We start from the raw sequence: 21299 nt of genomic DNA, 5'->3' as shown, positions 1-21299 counted from the left end.
TATCGATACCGATATCGCTCTCGGGCCCGCCCGGCGCGGGCCACGGTCCGCCGGGGTGGTCGCGGGGCCGTGGCCCCGGGACCTCCCCGGCGGACTGCGTCGCTCCGTCGGCGGGACGGGCGTCAGCCGCAGGCGCGGGCGTCGAGAGGGACGTCGTACGCCGTGGTGACCTCGCGCGGGCCGTCGGGGCCGTCGAGCACCGCGGAGCCCGTGACGGTCACGGTGCCGGCGGGGACCGACACCGAGCGCGCGGCGAACGACTGGTACGCGTTCGCGCCCGGGGCGACGGCCGGGTAGGACCTCTCCCCGTACGGCGTCGCCAGGGTCACGTCCACCGGCGCGTCGCCCGTGTTCGTCGCCCGCACGGCCACGTAGACCTTGCCCGCGAGGCAGCGCGGGGAGACCTCGACGTCGAGCGGCACGACGGCCGCCGCCCCCGGCACGATCTCGACCCGGTAGGTCGTGGCCGTCCGGTGGTCCTGCGCGACGCCGACGACCTCCACGGTCCGCGCGCTCCCGTCCGCGGGGAGCGGCACGACGCGACCCTGCGTGTCGTCGATCAGCACGCCGTCGACACGGACCAGGCCGCTCGGCACGTGCGGGTCGGCGTCCAGCACGACGCTCGTCGTGCCCTCGGGCACGGTGAGCGTGTAGTCCGTGACGGCCGGGTCGAACGCTGGCGCGAGCGCGCCGGTGTCGAACGCGAGCGCCGCGAGCCGGGGCGTCGCGTCGTAGGACGCCGCGCGGTCGACCCGGACGCCGAACACGCCTCCGGCCCAGCCGCCCGTCGCCTGGAAGCGCACGGTGACCACGGGGATGCGCTCGCCGTCCTCGTCGAGCACGTACTCGCCCGCGCTGTCGACCTTCCACCGCGTGTTCTCGCCGATCTCGAGGTACCTCGCGGGGAGCTGCGTCGTGTCGACGTAGAACCCCTGCTCGTCCTTGGTCGGGGCGTTCGCGACCGTGGTGATCGTCTTCAGCTTCTCGTCGTTCACGTACACGTCGAAGACGCGACCCTGGTCGCCCGAGTACAGCGTGACGCCCAGGTGGTTCGACGCCGAGGCCGGGTCGATCATCAGGTCGTAGCTGAACCAGCCCGTGCCGTTCGCGTGGCGGAACTGGCGGCCCGAGAACGTCCCGACCGACGACCCGCTCTGCTTGAGGTTCTTCGCGTTCTCGAAGTTGTTGTTGTCGAAGCTCGTCAGGCTGTCGACGGTGCGGTCGGCGTCGCGCAGCTCCTGCTTGGCGCGCAGGATGCGCTCCTGCGACGCCGCGGAGTCCGGCTCGTCGAGGTTGAGGTAGAGCCCGTAGGTCACGTCCCAGTTGGTGTGGTGGGGCGTGAAGACGAGGTCGCCGCCGTCGGCGGTGTTCCGCAGCCGGAGCTGCACCCGGCCCTCGGCGTCGTCCTCGACGCGCACGAGGTTCTCGGCGATGCGCTCCTTCCACTCGTCGGCGCCCATGTTCGCCGCCGTGATGGTGGTCTGGGCGTCGGCGTCGCGCGTGGAGGAGCGGACGAGAATGCCCGTGCCCTGCCACGCGGGCTCGGGGACCTCGCCGAGGGTCGCGGAGAGGACGACCGGCCCGTACCGGAAGGCCACGAAGTACGGGTTGTCCGGGGTGTCGACGACGGACGCCGCCATCGGCATCGTGTACCGGACGACGTCGCCCGCGGCGACGGGCAGCACGACGTACCCGCGCGACACGACCGGCTCGACGGCGGCGCCGTTCACCTCCAGGCCAGGATCACCCGCGATCCACGACGGCACGCGCAGCCGAAGCGTCGCGTCCTCGGCGACCGCACCGCCGTCGAGCGCGTCGACGCGGAAGGTCACGGTGTCCTCGTTCGGCAGGTTCGCCTCCTGCGTGAGCCGCAGGTTCTCCTCGGCGTGCTCGACCGTCGAGGAGAAGAACATGTTCACCCACACCGAGCCCTGGCCGGTGAAGTAGATCGAGTCGCCGAGCTTGGAGAAGCTCTCCATGCCCGTGCCGGTGCAGCACCAGAACTCGGTGAACGGCAGGTTGTACACGCGGTGGTAGCCCGACGCCATGGGGTTGAAGTACGTCGTCGTCCCCGTCTCCGGGTTCTGCGACGCGAGGATCGTGTTGATGAACGTGTTCTCGTAGTAGTCCGCGTACCGCACGTCCTTGCTCAGCGTGAACAGCTCGCGCGCGAGCTTGAGCATGTTGTACTCGTTGCACGTCTCGGCCGTCTCGGCGTTGCGCGCCGTGCCCTGCTCGTCGGCGCGCTCGTGCAGCGAGCCGGGCGCGTGGAAGTGCTCGGCCTGGCTGTTCGCCCCGGTGACGTACGTGTGGTCGCGCACCACGACGTCGAAGAAGTTCTCCGCCGCCGCGAGGTACATCGGCAGCTCGTCCTTCTCGGCGGGCGTGAGCAGGTCGTAGTACTCGGGGTTCTGCGTGAACACCTGGTAGCGCTTGAGCGCGCCGAGCAGCTTGGGGATCTGCGTGTTGGCGTGCTTGCCCGGCAGCACGTCCTGGCCCGCGGCGAGCTGGCGGAAGAACGTCACCTCGTCGAACGCCTCGGCCGCCTCCTTGATCCGGACGTCGCCCGTGAGGTCGAACAGCTCGTACAGCGCCTCGTTCATGCCGCCGTACTCGGTGCGGAGCATGACGTCGGTGCTCGGCAGCTTCGCCACGCGGCCCTGGACGTAGAGCCCGAAGTCGGTCGCGACGGCGAGCGCCTGGTCCCCGACGGGGCCGTCGACGTACTCGGCGACGTCGAGCAGCCCGGCGAGCACCTTGTGCAGGTTGTACCAGGGCACGATGACGTTCTCGTCCGACGTCCCGGTGCCCTGCACCTGGTCGAGGATCGACTCGCGGAACGCCGAGACGTACCCGGCCGAGCCGGGGTGGGCGGCGGCGTACGCGTCCTGCACGCGCGCGAGCCCACCCACGCCCTCCTCGATCTCGGTGAACAGCGCGTCCTTGGTCTCCGGGTCCCGGGTCGAGGACCACGACATCGCGAGCGCCGACAGGTAGTGGCCGAACGCGTGGCCGCGGAAGTTCACCGCGTTGCTGCGCTCCCAGCCGCCGTACCCGGCGGCCGTGGTCGGGGTGAGCCCACCGACCTTGTAGAACTCGTAGAGGAACGTCTCGGAGTCGAGGCTCAGCAGGTACTCGTGCTCCTTCGCCGCGGCGTTCTGGAGGAAGTCGTCGGAGAGCAGCACGGACGGCAGCGCCGTGTCCTCGAGCGGCGTCTCGTCGACGAACGCCGGCACGACGACCTCGAGGTCGCGCGTCACGGGCTCGCCGTCGAGGTAGCGCACCGTCGCGGTGAGCGTGACGTGCGCGTCGTCCTCGCCGATCGCGGGCCGCACCACGGTCCCGTCGGTCGCGATCACGTCGGGGTGCGACGACCGCCACGACACGGTCGACCCGCGCGAGCCCGTCGTCGGGAGCACGAGCGCGACGGTCGCGCGCTCGGGCAGCGACAGCGCGTCGGCGTCGTCCTGCGCGACGGCGTCGCGGTCGACCGTGCGCCCGCTCTCCTCGTACAGCCCGACGACGTCGCCCAGGTCCGCGACGGCGTCGTACACGCGGTAGTCGTCGAGCGTCGCCTTGAGGTACGCGCCGTTGTACTGCGGCCCGTTGAAGCCGATCGTCTTGGGCAGCGCCGGGTCGGAGCCGAGCACGCCCGTCGCGTCGCCGCCGACGGCGTTGGCCACCGTGGACGGGACCTTCTCGCCGTTGCGGTAGAACGCGACGTCCTTCGTCACGTGGTCGTACGTGACGACGACGTGCGTCCACTCGTCCGCCGGGAAGAACGCCGCACGGTCGGAGCTCGCGACGCGGACCTTGTACGGCTGGCCCGACGCCGGCCCGACCGACAGCGCGAGCGGCACCGTGTCCGACTCGGACGACAGGTACCAGCCGTCGGAGTTGTAGGCCCGCTTGTTCCACGTGATCACGTGCTCGCCCGAGAGCTTGCCGCTCGGCTCCACCCAGAACGAGAGCGTCAGGTCCTCGGGCTGCAGCGCGGTCGACGACCCGAGGTCGAGGTACGTGCTCCCGCTCAGGCGCAGGGCCTGGCCCTCCCCGTCGACACCGTCGACGTAGGAGTAGCCGGTCGGCACGGAGCCGGTGTGGCCGCGCAGGGCCACGGGGTGGGCGAGCGAGCTCGCGTCGGCGACGTCGCCGTCGAACGCGAGGTCGAGGACGGGCGCGGGCAGGGCGTCGGCCGCGACGGCGGACGGTGCCCACGCGGTCACGGCGAGCGCGGCGGCGGCCGCCACGGCCGCCAGCCGGGCCGCGCCGCCGGGTCGACGGCGGACGCCGTCGGTCGGTCGGGGGTGCATCGTTGCTCCTCAGGGTCGCGCGCGGGCGTCGTCGTCCGCGCGTCGGACGGGTTCGTCGGGTGGGGCGGCCCGCGCGAGGCGCGCGCGGGCCGCGCCCTCGTGGCCTGCCGGACCGGCCACGAGGGAAGAGTTCTGCTCAGCCGCTGTGTCGCCGAGGTAGAGGCGTGGTCCGCCGAGGTAGAGGCGTGGTCATGACCACGCCTCTACCTCGCGGTACCAGGGCTCTACCTCGGGCGACCAGGGCTCTACCTCGGGGTCAGCCGCAGTCGAGCGCGTCGTAGGCGACGTCGACGGTCGTGGTGACCTGCTCGCCGTCGACCAGCGCCGTGCCCGTGACGCTCGCGGTGCCGGCCGGGGCCGACGTCGCGCGCGCCGCGAACGACTGGTACGCGTTCTTGCCCGGCGCCACGTCCGCGACCGTCTTCTGCCCGAACGGCGTGGAGAGCGTCACCGAGACCGGGACGTCCTCGCCGTTCGTCGCGCGCACGGCGACGTATGCCTTCCCCGCCAGGCAGCGCGGCGAGACCTCGACCGCGAGGTCGAGCTCGGGCGCCGCGTCGGACGCGTGCAGCCGCACGAACGTGATCGAGTGCGCGGGGAACTCGTAGGAGAACTCCTCCCCCACGCCCGTCAGCGTCCGCTCCACCGGGACGACCCGCTCGGGGTCGGCCTTGGTGTTGGTGTCCGACGGCGCGCCCACCATCTCCGTGACCGTCGCCTCGGACGCGATGCCCGTGCCGGCCCCGAGCCCCTCGACGTGCACCTGCGTGCGCGCCGCGGTCGCGGTGGGGTTGACGACCTTGACGACGACGTCGCCCGTGTCGTCGTCGCGCCTGACGACCTGGTAGAGCGACTTGGTCGACGGCTGCTCGTAGGACATCTGGAGCTCGCCGTCGAGGTAGAGCTCGATGGTCGAGCCCTCGACGACGACCTTGACGTGGTACGGCTGGCCGGCCTCGATGGAGTGGTTCTCGACGGCCTTCACCTCGTTGGCGCTCCCGCCCGACGCGCGCTGGAGGGCCTGGCGCGAGTTGTTCCACCCGCCGAGGTTCCACCAGTAGTAGTCGTTCGGGCCGCCCGCGGCGAAGCCGACGAGGAAGCCCTCGGCACCCGACGTCTTGCGCGCGTCGAGCTCGAGCGTGTAGCTCGACCAGTCCTTCGCGTACGCGCCGGCGACGATCGACCGGGCGTCGGTGACGTTCGTCGCCGACTGGACGTAGGCGCCGTCCTGCGCCGCCCAGGTGCCCGACTGCGGCTCCCACTGCGACGCCCCGGACTCGAAGTCGTCCGCGAAGAGCACCTCGCCGCTCGCGTTGTCGGTGACGCGCACGTTGTCGTACTGCGCGGCCGTGTTCCACGTGGAGAGGAACACGCCGCCGTCGAGCGTCGCGTCGGCGGGCACCGGGCCCGCGTGCGTGCTCGGCACGACCTCGTCGCCCGCGTTCGCGGAGAACATCTGCTGGACGTAGTAGTTCACCGAGCCCCACGACTCGTCGTTGTCGAACCAGATCGCGTCGGGCGACCACTGGACGTACGACTCGTTCGCGAGCAGCGGCGCGTACGACGCGAGCCGCACGACGTCGGAGTTGCGCTCCAGACCGGTCATGAACGACGCCTCCGCGAGCGCGTTGGCGAAGGTGTTGCCGCGCGACGCGTACTCGCCGAGGAACACGTGCGGCCCCTCGCGGTCGTAGGAGTCGTAGCGCTCGTCGTTCTCGAGGAACCACTGCGGGTCGTTGTAGTAGTGCTCGTCGACGAGGTCGACGTCCTGCTCGCGGTTGAACTCCCAGAGCTCGTCGAAGCGCTGGCCCGTGTCGTCCGGGCCGGAGTTCGAGATGATCTGGACGTCCGGGTAGGCGGCCGCGATCGCGTCGCGGAACGCCGGGAAGTTGGCCTCGAACGTCTTCGTGTTCTCCTCGTTGCCGAGGCCGACGTACTTCAGGCCGAACGGCTCGGGGTGGCCCAGCTCGGCCCGCACGGCGCCCCACTCGGTCGTCACGTCGCCGTTGGCGAACTCGATGAGGTCCACCGTGTCGTCCACCCAGCGCTGGATCTGCGCCGAGTCCGTCATCTCGGGGATCGTGCTGCCGCAGCCGTTGGCGCCGACCGACACGACGGGCAGCGGCGTCGCACCGAGGTCCTCCGCGAAGAGGAAGTACTCGAGGTACCCGATGCCGTACGACTGGTTGTAGCCCCAGAAGTTCCAGTTGGTCGCGCGCTCCTCGACCGGGCCGATCGTCTCCTTCCACTGGTACGTGCGGCGACGGTCGGTGAAGCCCGACTCCTCGTACGTGCGGAACGTGCCGACGTTCGTCACGCAGCCGCCGGGGAAGCGCAGGAACTGCGGGTCGAGCGCGTCGATCTTCTCGGCGAGGTCCTTGCGGAGCACCGACTTCCCGTTGACCGGCCCGACCCACGTGTCCTGCGGGAAGAGCGACACCTGGTCGAGCGCGAGCGTGCCCGCCGCGCCGGAGAGCAGCGCGAGCCGCCCGGCGTTCGTCGTGCCGGTCGCGGTGAGCGTGACGTCGTACTTCTTCCACGCGTTCGAGCCGTCGACGGCGACCTGGCCGGTCGCGTACGCCGTGGTCCCGGCGGCGTCCTCGACGTGCACGGTGACGGTCTGCGCCGTCGCCGACCGCGCCCAGACGGAGAAGTCGTACGACTTCCCCTCCTCGACGAACAGGCCCGTGTTGTACCCGGCGTTGCGCACCCCGGCGCCCGCGGCGGTCGTCGTCAGGTTGAGATAGGTGCGGTTCGTCGCGTTGAGCCGCCCGGCGTCGTTCACGACCTGCGTCGTGGCCGTCGCGCCGCCGCGGTTCGCGGCGCTCCACGCGGTGAGCCCCGTGAACGACCCGTTGTCCTGGGAGGTGAACTCGAACGACCGGTTGCGCACGAGCTCCGCGTACAGGCCGCCGTCGGCCGCGTAGTTGATGTCCTCGTAGAAGATGCCGTACAGCTCGTCACTCATCTCCGTGCGCTCGCCGGCGAGGTCCACGGTGATCTCGTGGTCCGCGCTCGTGGCGGGCGTGACCGTGAGCTTCGTGGCCGCGTCACGCGGGCCGAGGACGAGCGCGCCGTCGGACGCGCGCACGCCGGCGTACCGCTCCGGGTCGGCCGCGGCGCGCAGCCAGACCGTGCCGCCGCCCGCGTCGGTGAGCCGCAGCGGGGTCGCGTCGTCGCCCGCGGCTCCGAGGGAGAGCCGGGACGCGCCGGTCACGACGACGGGGCGGTCGCCCGCCGTGAGCGTGACCGGGGACGTGCCGTCGGGGCCGTCGACCCCGGTCGCGGCGAGCGCGACCGTCGTCGCGGGGCGCTCGTCGTCGAGGGCCAGGCCGTCGTCGGTCGCCACGAGGTACCGGGCGTCGCCGGGGCCCGCGAGCGTGAACGCGCCGTCGGGCACCTGGTCGGCGCCCTCGGCGGCCTGGAGCGCCACGTAGTCGAACGCCGCCGCGTGCGACGTGCCGTTCTGCGCGGCGAGCGCGTACAGGCCGACGTGCGTCGTCGGGAAGTCGACGGTCACGGAGCCCGCGGGCTGCCACGCGGCGCCGTCCCAGAAGCTCGTCGCGATGGTGTCGCCGGTGCGCTGCATGCGCAGCGTCTCCCCGGTGGAGCCCGGGCGGTCCGTGAAGGCGGCCGCGGTGAAGACGCCGCCGGTCTCGACGTCGTTCTCGATCGCGCGGCCCGACGGCGAGAGGTCGCCCACGAAGGTCAGCCCGGAACGGACGTAGTTGTCCATGTCCTGCCACGCGACGAGACCCGCGCCCTGGTAGACGGAGGCGACGGGCGCCTCCACGTGCGTGACGACGGTGAAGTCGCCCGCCGGCACGTCGAGCAGCACGACGTTCTTCGCGCTGTTCGCGTCCTGGTAGGTGTCGCCGGGCTGCGACGCGAGCGTGAGCTTCCCGCCGGCGACGGACAGCGCCTCGGGAACGGGGTTGACGACCGTCCAGTCGGGGCCGAGGCCGGCGCCGTCGAACGCGTCGACCCACGCGCCGTCCGGCAGGTCGGGCTCCGCGGCGGTGGCGGGCACCGACGTCGCGAGCGCGACCGTGCCGACCAGGCCGGTCGCGACGGCCAGCGCGACCGCCCGGCGGCGGGCCGTGCGGGGCCGTGGAGGGTGGAAGGACGTATCCATGGGCTTCCTCTCATCGTCGAGAGACACGCACCATTGCGTGTGAGCGTTAACAGGATCGTGGCCGAGCCTAGTGTGAACGCTCACATTCGACAAGGGTCATGTCATGACACACCGCCAGCCGGGCGTGCGCCCGGCCGACCCAGGGGTGCCGGCCCCCGTCCAGCTCCGGTGAACCCGGGCGAGACGCCCGGGCAGACGGCCGCGGCGCCGGGCCCGCGCCCGCCACGACGTCACGAGGACGCCGCGGCGGCCGGGCCCGGCACCGACGGCTCACCTCCGCCTGACGACCAGCACGCGCTGCAGGATCACGAAGACCAGGAGCAGCACGCCGATGACGATCTTGGTCCACCACGAGCTCAGCGTGCCCTCGAAGGTGATGATCGTCTGGATGAGGCCGAGCACGAGCACGCCGAGCACGGACCCGAGCACGAAGCCCGTGCCGCCCGTGAGCAGCGTGCCGCCGATGACGACCGCGGCGATCGCGTCGAGCTCCATGCCCACGCCCGTGAGCGAGTAGCCGGACCGCGAGAACATCGCGAACAGCAGGCCGCCGATGCCGGCGCACGTGCCGCTCACCACGTACACGAGCACCTTGGTGCGTGCGACGGGCAGGCCCATGAGCATCGCCGACTGCTCGCCGCCGCCGATCGCGTACACGGTGCGGCCGAACTGCGTGTAGTGCAGCACGTAGAACGCGATCGCGACGACGACCAGGGCGATGATGACCGCGGTCGTGATGCGCCAGCCGTCGCCGAACTCCTGGCTCCAGCCCGCCAGGGCGACGAACGACTCGTCCGTGATCGGGATCGACTGCAGCGAGATCACGTAGCAGAGGCCCCGCGCGAGGAACATCGCCGCGAGCGTCGCGATGAACGGCTGGATGTCGAAGACGTGCACCATCAACCCGACCGCGAGGCCGAGGACGGTCCCGATGAGGACCGAGACGAGGAGCACGACGGCGACGGGCCAGCCGCTCTGGAGCAGCGACGCCGTCGTGATGCCCGAGAGCGCCACGACCGCGCCCACCGACAGGTCGATGCCGCCCGTGAGGATGACGAAGGTCATCCCGACCGCGAGCACGATGAGGAACGAGTTGTTGATGAAGAGGTTCGAGATGACGCGGGCCGAGAGGAAGTTCTCGTACCGGCTGCCGCCCACGACGAGCATGAGCGCGAGCACCGCGAACGTGCCGAGGACCGGGAGGTAGCGCCGGTCGAGGCGGAAGCGGCTCGTGAGTCGCTCGGTCATTCTCGGGCCTCCGGGGGTGGCGGTCTCGGCGCCCCGGGGGTCGGGCGGCGAGGTCGGGGCAGGGGTCTGCACGGCGGACATCAGGCGCTCACCTCCGCGGCCGCGGCGGCCGTCGGGGCCGCGCGACGTCGTCGGGCGGCGACCAGGTCGCGCACCTTCGGGGACTGCGCGAGGCAGACCGCGATGACGACGATCGCCTTGAACAGGGGCGTGACCGACGGCGAGATGCCGAGCATCGTCACCGTGAGCGTGAGCGTCTGGATGATGAGGACGCCGACGAGCGTGCCCGAGAGCGAGAACTTGCCGCCGGCGAGCGACGTGCCGCCGATGACGACGGCGAGGATCGCGTCGAGCTCGATGAAGAGGCCGGCGTTGTTCGCGTCGGCCGCCATGGTGCTCGAGGAGATCATGAGGCCCGCGAGGCCCGCGAAGAGGGCGCACACCGCGTAGACGGTCCAGATGATGCTGCGCGACTTGACGCCCGCGAGGCGGCTCGCCTCGGGGTTGATGCCGACGGACTCGATGAGCATGCCGAGCGCGGTCCGGCGCGTGAGCAGCGCGACGGCCACGAAGACGACGCCCGCGAGGACGACCGCCACCGGGACGCCGAGCCAGAACCCGGAGCCGATCGCCTTGAACGGCGCGCTGTTGACCGTCGTGATCTGACCGCCCGTGATGAGCATCGCGACGCCGCGGCCCGCGGTCATGAGCACGAGCGTCGCGATGATGGGCTGGATCCCGAGGACCGAGACCAGGAAGCCGTTCCACACGCCGAGCACGAACGACAGCGCGAGCGCGATGCCGACGGCCACCAGGACCGTGGTCAGGCTGTCCGGGGAGGGCGACGAGGCGATGAAGCTCAGCGCCACGGCCCCGGAGATCGCGACGACCGCGCCGACCGACAGGTCGATGCCCCGCGTCGCGATGACGAGCGTCATGCCGAGCGCGACCAGCAGCAGCGGCGCGCCGTTCTTCAGCAGGTTGACGAGCGACCCGAAGAGGTGGCCGTCCTGGAGCCGGATCGACAGGAAGCTCGGCCGGTTGATGGTGTTGACCGCCAGCAGCACGACCAGCGCGACGATCGGCCAGAAGAGCCGGTGCTGGACGGCGCGCTGCCAGGCGGGTGCCGTGGTGCTCATGACTCCTGCCCTCCGCTCGCGATGAGCTCGACGACGTCCTCGACCGTGACGTCCTCGTCGTTGGTGATCTCCGCGACCTTGACCCGGTCGCGCATGACGGCGATGCGGTGGCTGAGCCGCAGCACCTCCTCGAGCTCGGCCGAGATGAAGACGACCGACATGCCCTCGCCCGCGAGCTGGGCCACGAGCTTCTGGATCTCGGCCTTGGCGCCGACGTCGATGCCGCGCGTCGGCTCGTCGAGGATGAGCAGCTTGGGGGCCGTCGCGAGCCAGCGCGCGAGGAGCACCTTCTGCTGGTTGCCGCCCGAGAGGTTCTTGATGAGGGCGTCCGGGTTGCCGGGGCGGATCGCGAGCGCCTTGATGTAGGTCTCGACGATCTCGTCGACCTGCTTCTTCGGCAGGCGTCGCGCCCAGCCGCGCTCCGCCTGGAGCCCGAGCACGATGTTCTCGCGGATCGTCAGGTCGCCCACGATCCCTTCGGCCTTGCGGTGCTCCGAGGAGAACGCGATCTTGCGCTGCATCGCGCTGCGCGGCGTGCGCAGGCGTGCGGGCGCGCCACCCACGCGCACCTGACCCGAGTCGGCGCGGTCCGCGCCGGCGAGCAGGCGCGCGAGCTCGGTGCGGCCCGAGCCGAGCAGGCCGGCGAGGCCCACGACCTCGCCCGGGTACACGTCGAGGTCGAACGGCTGGACCGAGCCCTTGCGGCCGACGCCGAGGGCCTGGACGAACGGGGTGGTCCCGTCGCGGTCGGCCACGGAGCGCTTGGGCGCCTCCTCGAGCTCCTCGAGCACCTCGAGCGAGGTGCCGATCATCTTGGAGACGAGCTCGAGGCGCGGGAGCTCCGCGGTCACGTACTCGCCGACGAGCTTCCCGTTGCGCAGGACCGTCATGCGGTCCGAGATCTCGTAGACCTGCTCGAGGAAGTGCGAGACGAAGAGGATCGCGACGCCCTCGTCGCGCAGCCGCCGCACGACGGCGAAGAGCTGGGCGACCTCGTCCGCGTCGAGGCTCGAGGTCGGCTCGTCGAGGATGAGGACCTTGCACTCGACGACGAGCGCACGGCAGATCGCGACGAGCTGCTGCACGGCGAGCGAGTGGGCCGCGAGCGACGAGGCCGGGTCGATGTCGAGGTTGAGGCGGGTGAGCATCTCGCCCGCGCGTCGGCGCGTCGTGCGCCAGTCGATCGCGCCGAGGCGGCGCGGCTCGTGGCCGAGCATGATGTTCTCGGCGACCGAGAGGTTCTCGCAGAGGTTGACCTCCTGGTACACCGGCGAGACGCCGGCGGCCTGGGCCTCGCCCGGGCCGGAGAACGTGTGCTCGGCGCCGTCGACGACGATGCGACCGGAGTCGATCGAGTAGACGCCCGTGAGCGCCTTGATGAGCGTCGACTTGCCGGCGCCGTTCTCGCCCATGAGGGCGTGGACCTCTCCGGGCCGGAGCGTGAGGTCGACTCCGTCGAGCGCCTTGACGCCCGGGAACTCGATCGAGATCCCGGTCATCTCGACGACGGGTCGACCGTCGGGGACGGCGGTAGTCATGGGTGACCTTCCGTGCAGCGGTGGCGACGGGGCTGCCGGGCCCCGGGTCGCCTCAGGACGCCGGCGACGTCGGCATGCCGGCGGTGGTGCGTCGGCCGCGCGCCGGGGAGACGTGCTCTCCCGGCGCGCGACCCGTCCGTGGTGGCGGGGCCGGTCGGCGTGGACCGGCCCCGCCGGGCGGGAGTCCTCGCGGATCGCTCCGAGAGGGCCGCCGAGCCGGTCAGTACTCGCGCGTCGGGAGCGCCTCGACGGCCTGCTCCTGCGTGAAGGACTGGTCCTCCACGACGATGCGCTTCTCGACCTCCTCGCCCGCGACGACCTTCTTGATGATCTCCGCCAGGTCCGGGCCGAGGAGCGGGTTGCACTCGACGATGAAGTTGATCTTGCCGTCGGCGAGCGCCTGCATGCCGTCCTTCACCGCGTCGACGGTGACGATCTTGATGTCCTCGCCCGGGACGAGGCCCGCGGCCTCGATGGCCTCGATGGCGCCGAGGCCCATGTCGTCGTTGTGCGCGTAGACGAGGTCGATGTCGTCGTGCGCCTGGAGGAAGCCCTCCATGACCGTCTTGCCCTCGGCGCGCGTGAAGTTGCCCGTCTGGGAGTCGATGATCGTGACGTTCGGGTTGTCCTTCGTGGCGTTCTCGAACCCGGTCTTGCGGTCGATCGCGGGCGCCGCGCCGGTGGTGCCCTGGAGCTCGACGACGTTGATGGGCTCGGTCGCGACGTTCTCCGAGACCCAGTCGCCGGCCATCTCGCCCTCGAGGACGAAGTCGGAGCCGATGAACGACTCGTAGAGGGTGTCGTCCGCGGAGTCCACGGCGCGGTCCGTGAGGATCACGGGGATGCCGGCCTGCTTGGCCTCCTCGAGCACCGCGTCCCAGCCGGACTCGACGACCGGGGAGAACGCGATGACGTCCACGCCCTGCGCGATGTAGGAGCGGATCGCCTGGATCTGGTTCTCCTGCTTCTGCTGCGCGTCGGAGAACTTGAGGTCGAACCCGTTCTCGGCCGTGAGCGTGTCCTGGATGGACTTGGTGTTCGCCGCGCGCCAGCCGGACTCGGCGCCCACCTGCGAGAAGCCGACGACGATCGTGTCGCCGCTGCCGCCGTCGCCACCCGCGTCGTTGCTGCTGTCGTCCGTGCTGCCGCCCCCGCTGCTGCACGCCGCGAGCGCGAGGACCGCCACGCCGGCGAGGACACCCGTCAGACGCGTGCGCGCCTTGGTCGTGCTGAACATGCTCTCCTCCTTGAGATGCGACCTCGGCGCCGTGCCGAGGGTCGTCGGGTCGTGCCAGCCCACCGTCGGGCTGTTGACTCTTGTTGATACATGTTTGCTTGTGTCAATGTCTAGCGGTGTCAGCACCTCTCCCGCAAGCCCCGACCCGGCATTCCGCATAACCGTTCGGTAACCGTTGTGGTCACCGCCCGACACTGCGGCGTGCCGTCCGTGCGGAGCCTGCCGAGGCACCGAGCCCCAGACCTGCGGATGTGATCGCTCACACCCTCCCGAGAGACGATGTTAGCGCTCACACGCGCCGAGGGGAAGCGACCCCCCGTCACGGTTCGGTCACGACCGCACCGACCAAGAGCCCCCACCGCGCCGAGAGAGCGACGCACGGCCGCGACGGCGCGCGAACGGCGCGCGAACGGCCGCGACGGCGCGCGAACGGCGCGCGAACTGGTGCCGCAGGCCGCTGTCTCGGCCGGGATCGCTCTCTCGGCGTCAGGGCGGGACGGGCTCAGAGGCCCTGCGCGACGCGGTAGAACACCTGGTTCCACCGGACCTGGTCGCGGAAGCCTCGGCGCGTCGTGGCCTCGTCGATGACCAGGAGCTCGGTGCGGGCGATGTCCGCGAAGACCTCGAACGCGTCGATGCCGGCTGCGGTGGACAGCACCGTGTGGTGCGCGCCGCCCGCGGTGAGCCACGCCTCGGCGGAGGTCGCGAAGTCGGGGCGCGGCTCCCACACCGCCCGCGCCACGGGCAGGTGCGGCAGCGGCGCCGAGGGCGCCACGACGTCGACCACGTTGGCGGTCAGGCGGAACCGGTCGCGCATGTCCGCGAGGGACACGACGACGCCGACGCCCGGGTCGGCGTCGAACACCATGCGGACCGGGTCCTCCTTGCCGCCGATGCCCAGCGGGTGGATCTCGACCCGGGGCTTCGAGGTCGTGAGCGACGGGCAGATCTCGAGCATGTGCGCGCCGAGGATCTTCTCGCTGCCGGGCGTGAGGTCGTACGTGTAGTCCTCCATGAGCGACGCCCCGCCGGGCAGGCCTTCGCCCATGACCTTCGCGGCGCGCACGAGCACGGCGGTCTTCCAGTCACCCTCGGCGCCGAACCCGTAGCCCTTGGCCATGAGGCGCTGGACGGCGATGCCGGGGAGCTGGCGCAGGTCGCCCAGGTCCTCGAAGTTCGTCGTGAACGCCTTGGCGCCGACCGACTCGAGGAACGTCTCGAGCGCGATCTCCTGCCGGGCCGCGTACCGCAGCGAGGCGTGCCGGTCGCCGTCCTTGCGCAGCTCGGGGACCACGTCGTAGAGGTCCTCGTACTCGGCGACGAGCGCGTCGACGTCGGCCTCGGAGACCTCCTCGACCGCGCGCACGAGGTCGTTCACGCCCCACGTGTTCACGCTCACACCGAACCGGAGCTCGGCCTCGGTCTTGTCGCCCTCGGTCACCGCGACGTTGCGCATGTTGTCGCCGAAGCGAGCCAGGCGCAGCTCGTGCGTCGCCGCCCAGCCGGCGGCGCCGCGCACCCACGAGCCGACGCGCGCGGTGACGGCCGGGTTCGAGACGTGCCCGACGACCGTCGTCCGGGCCACCCCGAGCCGCGTCGCGACGTACGCGTACTCGCGGTCGCCGTGCGCGGCCTGGTTGAGGTTCATGAAGTCGAAGTCGATCGTGTCCCACGGCAGCTCGACGTTCGCCTGCGTGTGCAGGTGCAGGAGCGGCTTGCGGAGCTGGTCGAGGCCCCCGATCCACATCTTCGCGGGGCTGAACGTGTGCATCCACGTCACGACGCCCAGGACGCGGTCGTCCGCGTTGGCGTCGAGCATCGCGCGCCGGATCGAGCCGGCGTCCTTGAGCACGGGCTTCCAGACCACGGTCGCCGGGACGTCCGGCGACGCGTCGAGGGCGCGCGCGACCTCCTGGGACTGCTCGGCGACCTGCCGCAGCGTCTCCTCTCCGTACAGGTCCTGGCTCCCGGTGAGGAACCAGATCTCGCGGTCCGCGTAGGGCTTGCTCATGTCGGTCCACATCTCTCGTGTCGTGAGGCGGGCGCCGCACCGCTGCGGTCCCGTCCCGGGTGGTCGTGCTGTGTCGTGCTGCTGTCGTCCTGCGTCGTGCTGGGTCGTCGTCCGCGCGCCGGGTGCGCGTCGCGCCGTGGGTGCCGGGTGTGTCGGGACGGCCGGGGCCCGGCGCCGACCCGTGGTCAGCGCGGGCCGGGCGCGGGCTGCTGCCCGTAGACGTGCTGGTAGCGCGCGTAGAGCGAGTCGACGTCGTCCTGCGCGATGCGCGTGGGCTCGCCGAGCTGCCGGCTGACGTGCACGGTCCGGGCGACCTCCTCGCACATGACGGCCGCCTTGACCGCCGCGCGCGCGTCCGTGCCGATCGTGAACGGGCCGTGGTTGCGCATGAGGACCGCGGGGCTGCGGGAGTCGCGCAGGGTCTCGACGATGCCGCGCCCGATCGAGTCGTCGCCGATCAGCGCGAACGGCCCGACGGGGATGTCGCCGCCGAACTCGTCGGCCATCATCGTCAGGACGCACGGGACGGGCTCGCCGCGCGCGGCCCAGGCGGTCGCGTACGTCGAGTGGGTGTGCACGACCCCGCCCACCTCCGGCAGGTGCCGGTACACGTAGGCGTGCGCCGCCGTGTCGGACGACGGCGACCTGTCGCCCTCGACGAGGGCCGCGTCGAGGTCGCACACGACCATCGCCTCGGGGGTGATGTCGTCGTACGCGACGCCGGACGGCTTGATGACGAGCAGGTCGCCCGAGCCGTCGGGACGCGTGGTGTCGCGGACCCGCTCGGAGACGTTGCCCGCGGTCCAGACGACGAGCTCCCACCGCGGGAGCTCGGCGTGCAGCGCCGCGACGCGCTCCTTGGCGGCGTCGACGGCCTCGCGCAGGTGCGCAGGCACGGCGGGCACCGCAGGCTCAGCGGGTGCCGTGACGTCCGCGGCCGGGGTGGGCGTGGTCATGCGGGGTCCTCTCCTTCGGTGCGGGCGGGCAGTGCCGCCACGGCGGCGCGCTCGACGGCGAGCCCCGCGGCGTAGCGGTCGAGGTAGGCCGCGAACCCGGCGACGTCGGCCGGGTCGGGCGCGACGGTCTCGATCTGCGCGGACGCGAACACGTGGTCGCGCAGGTACGCGCCGAGGTCGTGGCCGGCGACGCCGTCGGCAGACCCGGACGCGGTGCCCGACGCCCGGTCGCGTGCGAACCCGGCGAGCACCGCGATGCCCCACGCGCCGCCCTCGCCCGCCGTGCGCCCGACGCTCACCGGCGCGTCGATCGCCGCGGCGAGCATGCGCTGGGCGACGCCGGCAGTGCGGAACATGCCGCCGTGCGCGAGCATCCCGTCGATCGCGACGCCCTCCGCCGCGAGGACCCGCATGCCGAGCGCGAGCGTCCCGAACGCGCCGTAGACCTGCGTGCGCGCGAAGTTGGCGAGCGTGAGCCGGCTCCCGGGGGTGCGCACGACGAGCGGCCGCCCCTCCGCGAGGCCCGTGATCGGCTCGCCCGCGAGGTAGTTGTAGGCCAGCAGCCCGCCGCCGTCCGCGTCGCCGTCCAGCGCGGCACGGAAGAGGGCGCCGAACACGTCGTCCGGTCCCGCGTCGCTGCCGACGGCCGCGGCCATCTCGCCGAGCAGGCCCGCCCACGCGTCGAGCTCGCTCGCGCCGTTGTTGCAGTGGACCATCGCGACGAGGTCGCCCGCGGGCGTCGTCACGAGGTCGAGCTCGTGGTGCACGCCGCCGAGCGGGCGCTCGAGCACGACCATCGCGAAGATGCTCGTGCCCGCGCTGACGTTGCCGGTGCGCGGTGCGACGGCGTTGGTGGCGACCATGCCCGTGCCCGCGTCGCCCTCGGGCGGGCACAGCAGCACCCCGGGGGCCAGCGCGCCCGACGGGTCGAGCCAGGCCGCGCCCTCGGCCGTGAGCCGGCCCGCGTCGTCGCCGGCCACGAGGACCTCGGGCAGGAGCTCCGCGAGCTTCGGGCCTGCGCGGTGCGTCGCGACGCGCTCGTCGACGAGCGCGAGGAGTGCCTGGTCGTAGTCGCGCGTCGCCGGGTCGACGGGGAACATGCCGGACGCGTCGCCCACGCCGAGCACGTGGCGGCCCGTGAGCCGCCGGTGGACGTACCCGGCGAGCGTCGTGAGCGACGCGACGTGGGCCGCGTGCGGCTCGGCGTCGAGGATCGCCTGGTACCAGTGCGCGACCGACCAGCGCAGCGGGACGTTGTACCCGAGCAGCTCCGTGAGCTCGGCGGCGGCCGGCCCGGTCGACGTGTTGCGCCACGTGCGGAACGGGACGAGCAGCTCCCCGTCCGCGTCGAACGCGAGGTAGCCGTGCATCATCGCGGACACGCCGAGCGCGCCGTAGGTCGTGGGCCGCACGCCGTACCGCGACTCGACGTCGTCCACGAGGCGCGCGTAGCAGTCGCGCAGCCCGGCCTCGACGGCGTCGAGCGAGTACGTCCACGTGCCGTCCTCGAACCTGTTCTCCCACGCGTGGCTGCCGCTCGCGAGCGGCGTGCCGTCGCCGTCCACGAGGCACGCCTTGATCCGCGTCGACCCGAGCTCGATCCCGAGCGCGGTCTCCCCTGCCACGACGGCCGCCCGACGGCGACCGGCCTCGTCCTGCTGCACCATTGCTGCTTCTCCTCGTCGCGGCGTCGCGCTCGGTCGTGTGTCTTCTCGAATGTTAGCGCTCACAACCAGTGAGGCCAACTCCCCCGGAGCGGGTGCTCGCAGATGCCTCGCGGTCGGAGCGCGCGACGTCAGCCGCGCGGCGTCGCCGTGCTCTCGCGGACCATGAGCTCGGGCGGGATGGAGACGGGCCGGACGGTCGCGCCGGACAGGGCGTCGATCATCATCCCCATGCACCGGCGCCCGAGCGAGCCGAACGGCTGGCGCACCGTCGTCAGCGGCGGGATGAAGTGCCCCGCGCCCGCGACGTCGTCGAACCCGACGACCGAGACGTCGCTCGGCACCCGAACGCCCTGCTCCCAGAACGCCCGGAGCAGGCCGAGCGCGAGCTGGTCGTTGCCGGCGAAGACCGCGGTCGGCCCGTCGCCCGCGCGGACCGCGTCCGCGAGCTCCTTCCCGACGGCGTAGCCGCGGTCGGAGGACCAGTCGCCGCGCACCGGCTCGGGCACGGGCGCGCCGTGCTGCTCCAGCGCCGCGCGCCAGCCCGTCTCGCGCTCGCGCGCGTCGAACCAGTCGAGCGGGCCGGACAGGTGCAGCACCGTGCGGTGCCCGAGGCCGAGCAGGTGCTCGGTGGCCAGCCGCGCGCCGAGCCGCTGGTCGACCGCGATGGACAGGATCGCGCCCGGCGCGCCGAGCGCCCCGGCGCTCGGGCGCACGACCTCGGCGGCCTCGCCCTCGCCCGGGCGGTCGCGCGCCGCGATCATGATGACCGGCACGGGGGCGCGGAACGAGTCGACCGCCGCCGCGACGTCGGTCTGCGGCGCGATGACGACGATGCCCTCGACGCCCTGGTCCATGAAGTGCTCGAGCACGCGGTGCATCGTGTCGGCGTCGTAGCGCCGGATCGTCGCGACGCTCACGAAGTACCCCTGCTCGCGCGCCGCCTCCTCGACCGCGATGAGCGTCGACGTCGGCCCGTACAGCGCGGAGCCCGTCGTCACGACGCCGATCGTCCCCGAGCGCATCGTGACGAGCGCGCGGGCCGCGCTGTTGCGGCGGTAGCCGAGCGTCGCGATCGCGTCGAGGACCCGGTCGCGCGTCTCCGGCCGCACGCTGGGGTGGTCGTTGAGCACGCGCGAGACCGTCTGGTGCGACACGCCCGCGAGCCGCGCGACGTCGGACATCGCGGGCGGGCGGGTGCGCGGCGACGGCCCGTCGCTCACGACCCGGCCCTCTCGGGGTCGCGGCGCGGCGCGGGCGCGGCCGCGAGCGCTGCGGCGAGCTCGGCCGACCGGTCGCGCGCGGCCTCGAGAGCGTCGAGGAACGCGGCGCGCACCCCGCCCGCGTCGAGGCGTCGCAGCGCGGCGACGGTCGTCCCGCCGGGCGAGGAGACCTTCTCGCGCGCGATCGCCGGGTGCTCGCCGGTCTCGCGCAGCATCGTCGCGGCGCCGTGCACCGTGGCGGTCGCGAGCTCGAGCGCCGTGGCGCGCGTCAGGCCCAGCAGGACCCCTGCCTCGGCGAGCGCGTCGATCACGTAGAAGACGTAGGCCGGGCCGGAGCCCGACAGCGCCCCGACCGCGTCCTGGTCCTTCTCCGCGACGCGCACGACGAGCCCCGTCGCGGACAGCAGGCGCTCGACGAGCGCGACGTCGTCGTCGTCCGCGGCGGCGCCGCCGCTCACGGCGCTCACCCCGGCGCCCACGACCGACGGCGTGTTCGGCATGACCCGCACGACGGCGGTGCCCGCCGGGAGCCGGTCCTCGTAGAAGGACGTGGGCAGCCCGACGACGACGCTCACCACGACGGCCCCGGCGCCGACGGCGTCGTGGACCTCGTCGAGCAGCGCGGCGACGTCCTTCGGCTTGACCGCGACGACCACCACGCCGGCGCCGCGCACGGCCTCGACGTTGTCCTGGGTCGTCCGGACCCCGTGGCGCGCCGCGAGCTCCTCGGCCCGCTCCGGCCTGCGCACCGTCGCGACGACGTCGGCGGGGTCCCAGCCCGACGCGAGCGCGCCCGCGAGGACGGTCTCGCCCATGACGCCCGTGCCGAGGACGGCGAGCGGTCGCTCAGGGACGGACGGAGTCGGACGGTCGGTCATGGGCGATCAGCTCCCGGTGGTCGGTGAGGGCATTCTTGCGCACCCGGCGGGTGCGCGGGACCGCGGGGGCGACCGCCGCGCGCCGTACGCCCCGGGGGGAGGGCGCCCGCAGGGCTTCGGACGGCGTCCGGACCGCGTCGGGTCGGGGTCAGAGCGGGGTCACAGCGGATAGGCGGAGTACACCTCGGTGACGACGTCGGCGGGCCCGGTGGCCTGGAGGACGGCGGTGCCGTTGGTCCAGGTGACGGTCGCCTGCCCGTCGGCGGCGGGCGTCACCGCGTACGTGCCGGCGACCTCGCCCGCGACCTCGACGTCGCCCGTGTCCGTCGGCTCGCCGGCCGTTGCGACGAGGTCGCTCGCCGCGGTCTCCGCCTCCGCGACGGTCGGCCACTGCCCGGCGACCACCGTGACCGTCGTGGCGTCGTCGCCCTCGCCGTCCGCGTACACGAGCTCGTACGCCTCGAGGGCCCGCGCCGTGGACCACGCGTCCGTCGCCGCGTCGCTGCGCAGCACCAGGTCGAGCACCGTGTCCGGGAGCGCCTGGGCGAACGCGGAGGTCCCCGTGCGCGCGACGGGCTCGAGCGTCGGGGTCGGCGGGTCAGCCGTCACGGTCACCGTGGGCGCGGGCTCCGCGTCGGCCCGGGCGAACCCCGGCCAGCCCCAGGCGAGCAGCGCGACCACGAGACCGACGACGAGCACCAGGCCGACGAGCACGACGAGCCGTCGGCGGCGGTAGACGGCCGCCGAGGAGGGCCGCGAGTGGCGACGGTCGCTCGCGCCCACCGCGTCGCCCGGGCGGCGCGCGGCCGCGCCCTGCCCCGGTCGCGCGGGGCCCTGCCCCGGTCGCGCGGGTGCGGGCGCTCGTCCCGTCGGGCTCCCGCCGGGCGACTGGCTCATCGCGCCTACCTCCGCTGCTCTCGGTCCTCGCGGCCCGGTCCGCTCGGCCGGGGCCCCTGC

General features: G+C 72.7%; 12 protein-coding genes. All 12 read right to left on the bottom strand.

Annotated elements, in window-relative coordinates:
- Positions 1 to 122 precede the first annotated feature (122 nt).
- The 12 genes from NHH00_RS18590 to NHH00_RS18535 all read right to left on the bottom strand — a co-directional run bounded on the left by NHH00_RS18590 (position 123) and on the right by NHH00_RS18535 (position 21239).
- On the bottom strand, positions 123 to 4313 hold the full coding sequence (locus NHH00_RS18590) for a beta-L-arabinofuranosidase domain-containing protein (RefSeq protein WP_253055033.1): 4191 nt from the start codon (positions 4311 to 4313) through the stop codon (positions 123 to 125).
- Positions 4314 to 4569: 256 nt separating this feature from the next.
- The gene (locus tag NHH00_RS18585) at positions 4570 to 8448 is read right to left on the bottom strand and encodes an alpha-L-arabinofuranosidase C-terminal domain-containing protein (RefSeq protein ID WP_253055032.1); all 3879 of its coding nucleotides are present in this window, start codon (positions 8446 to 8448) and stop codon (positions 4570 to 4572) included.
- Positions 8449 to 8718: 270 nt separating this feature from the next.
- Positions 8719 to 9696 carry a galactofuranose ABC transporter, permease protein YjfF gene (gene yjfF / locus NHH00_RS18580; RefSeq protein WP_253055031.1) on the bottom strand — a complete coding sequence of 326 codons (978 nt, stop codon included), beginning with the start codon at positions 9694 to 9696 and terminating at the stop codon, positions 8719 to 8721.
- A gap of 80 nt (positions 9697 to 9776) precedes the next feature.
- Positions 9777 to 10835: an ABC transporter permease gene (locus NHH00_RS18575; RefSeq protein ID WP_253055030.1), complete on the bottom strand. Its 1059-nt coding sequence runs from the start codon at positions 10833 to 10835 to the stop codon at positions 9777 to 9779.
- The gene (locus tag NHH00_RS18570) at positions 10832 to 12373 is read right to left on the bottom strand and encodes a sugar ABC transporter ATP-binding protein (protein ID WP_253055029.1); all 1542 of its coding nucleotides are present in this window, start codon (positions 12371 to 12373) and stop codon (positions 10832 to 10834) included. The genes NHH00_RS18575 and NHH00_RS18570 overlap by 4 nt, the downstream gene beginning before the upstream one ends.
- Positions 12374 to 12593: 220 nt before the next feature.
- Positions 12594 to 13610, bottom strand: a complete 1017-nt coding sequence (locus NHH00_RS18565; RefSeq protein ID WP_253055028.1) for an ABC transporter substrate-binding protein — start codon at positions 13608 to 13610, stop codon at positions 12594 to 12596.
- A 502-nt stretch (positions 13611 to 14112) separates the two neighbouring features.
- The gene (gene araA, locus NHH00_RS18560; protein WP_253055027.1) at positions 14113 to 15621 is read right to left on the bottom strand and encodes an L-arabinose isomerase; all 1509 of its coding nucleotides are present in this window, start codon (positions 15619 to 15621) and stop codon (positions 14113 to 14115) included.
- A 185-nt stretch (positions 15622 to 15806) separates the two neighbouring features.
- The gene (locus tag NHH00_RS18555; RefSeq protein WP_253055026.1) at positions 15807 to 16577 is read right to left on the bottom strand and encodes an L-ribulose-5-phosphate 4-epimerase; all 771 of its coding nucleotides are present in this window, start codon (positions 16575 to 16577) and stop codon (positions 15807 to 15809) included.
- Entirely contained in the window at positions 16574 to 18244 is a 1671-nt protein-coding gene (locus NHH00_RS18550; protein ID WP_253055025.1) for a xylulokinase, read from the bottom strand. Before NHH00_RS18550 ends, NHH00_RS18555 begins: the two co-directional genes overlap by 4 nt.
- A 128-nt stretch (positions 18245 to 18372) precedes the next feature.
- Entirely contained in the window at positions 18373 to 19425 is a 1053-nt protein-coding gene (locus NHH00_RS18545; RefSeq protein WP_253055130.1) for a LacI family DNA-binding transcriptional regulator, read from the bottom strand.
- A 35-nt stretch (positions 19426 to 19460) separates the two neighbouring features.
- A complete protein-coding gene (gene proC / locus NHH00_RS18540; protein WP_253055024.1) occupies positions 19461 to 20342 on the bottom strand; it encodes a pyrroline-5-carboxylate reductase in 882 nt (293 codons plus the stop codon).
- Positions 20343 to 20501: 159 nt separating this feature from the next.
- Positions 20502 to 21239 carry a hypothetical protein gene (locus NHH00_RS18535; protein ID WP_253055023.1) on the bottom strand — a complete coding sequence of 246 codons (738 nt, stop codon included), beginning with the start codon at positions 21237 to 21239 and terminating at the stop codon, positions 20502 to 20504.
- Positions 21240 to 21299: the final 60 nt, after the last annotated feature.

It is taken from the genome of Cellulosimicrobium cellulans (assembly GCF_024124905.1).
Taxonomy (GTDB): Bacteria; Actinomycetota; Actinomycetes; order Actinomycetales; family Cellulomonadaceae; genus Cellulosimicrobium; species Cellulosimicrobium cellulans_G.
Note: the sequence above shows the minus strand (reverse complement) of the source record. Positions and strands in the feature narration are given on the sequence as shown.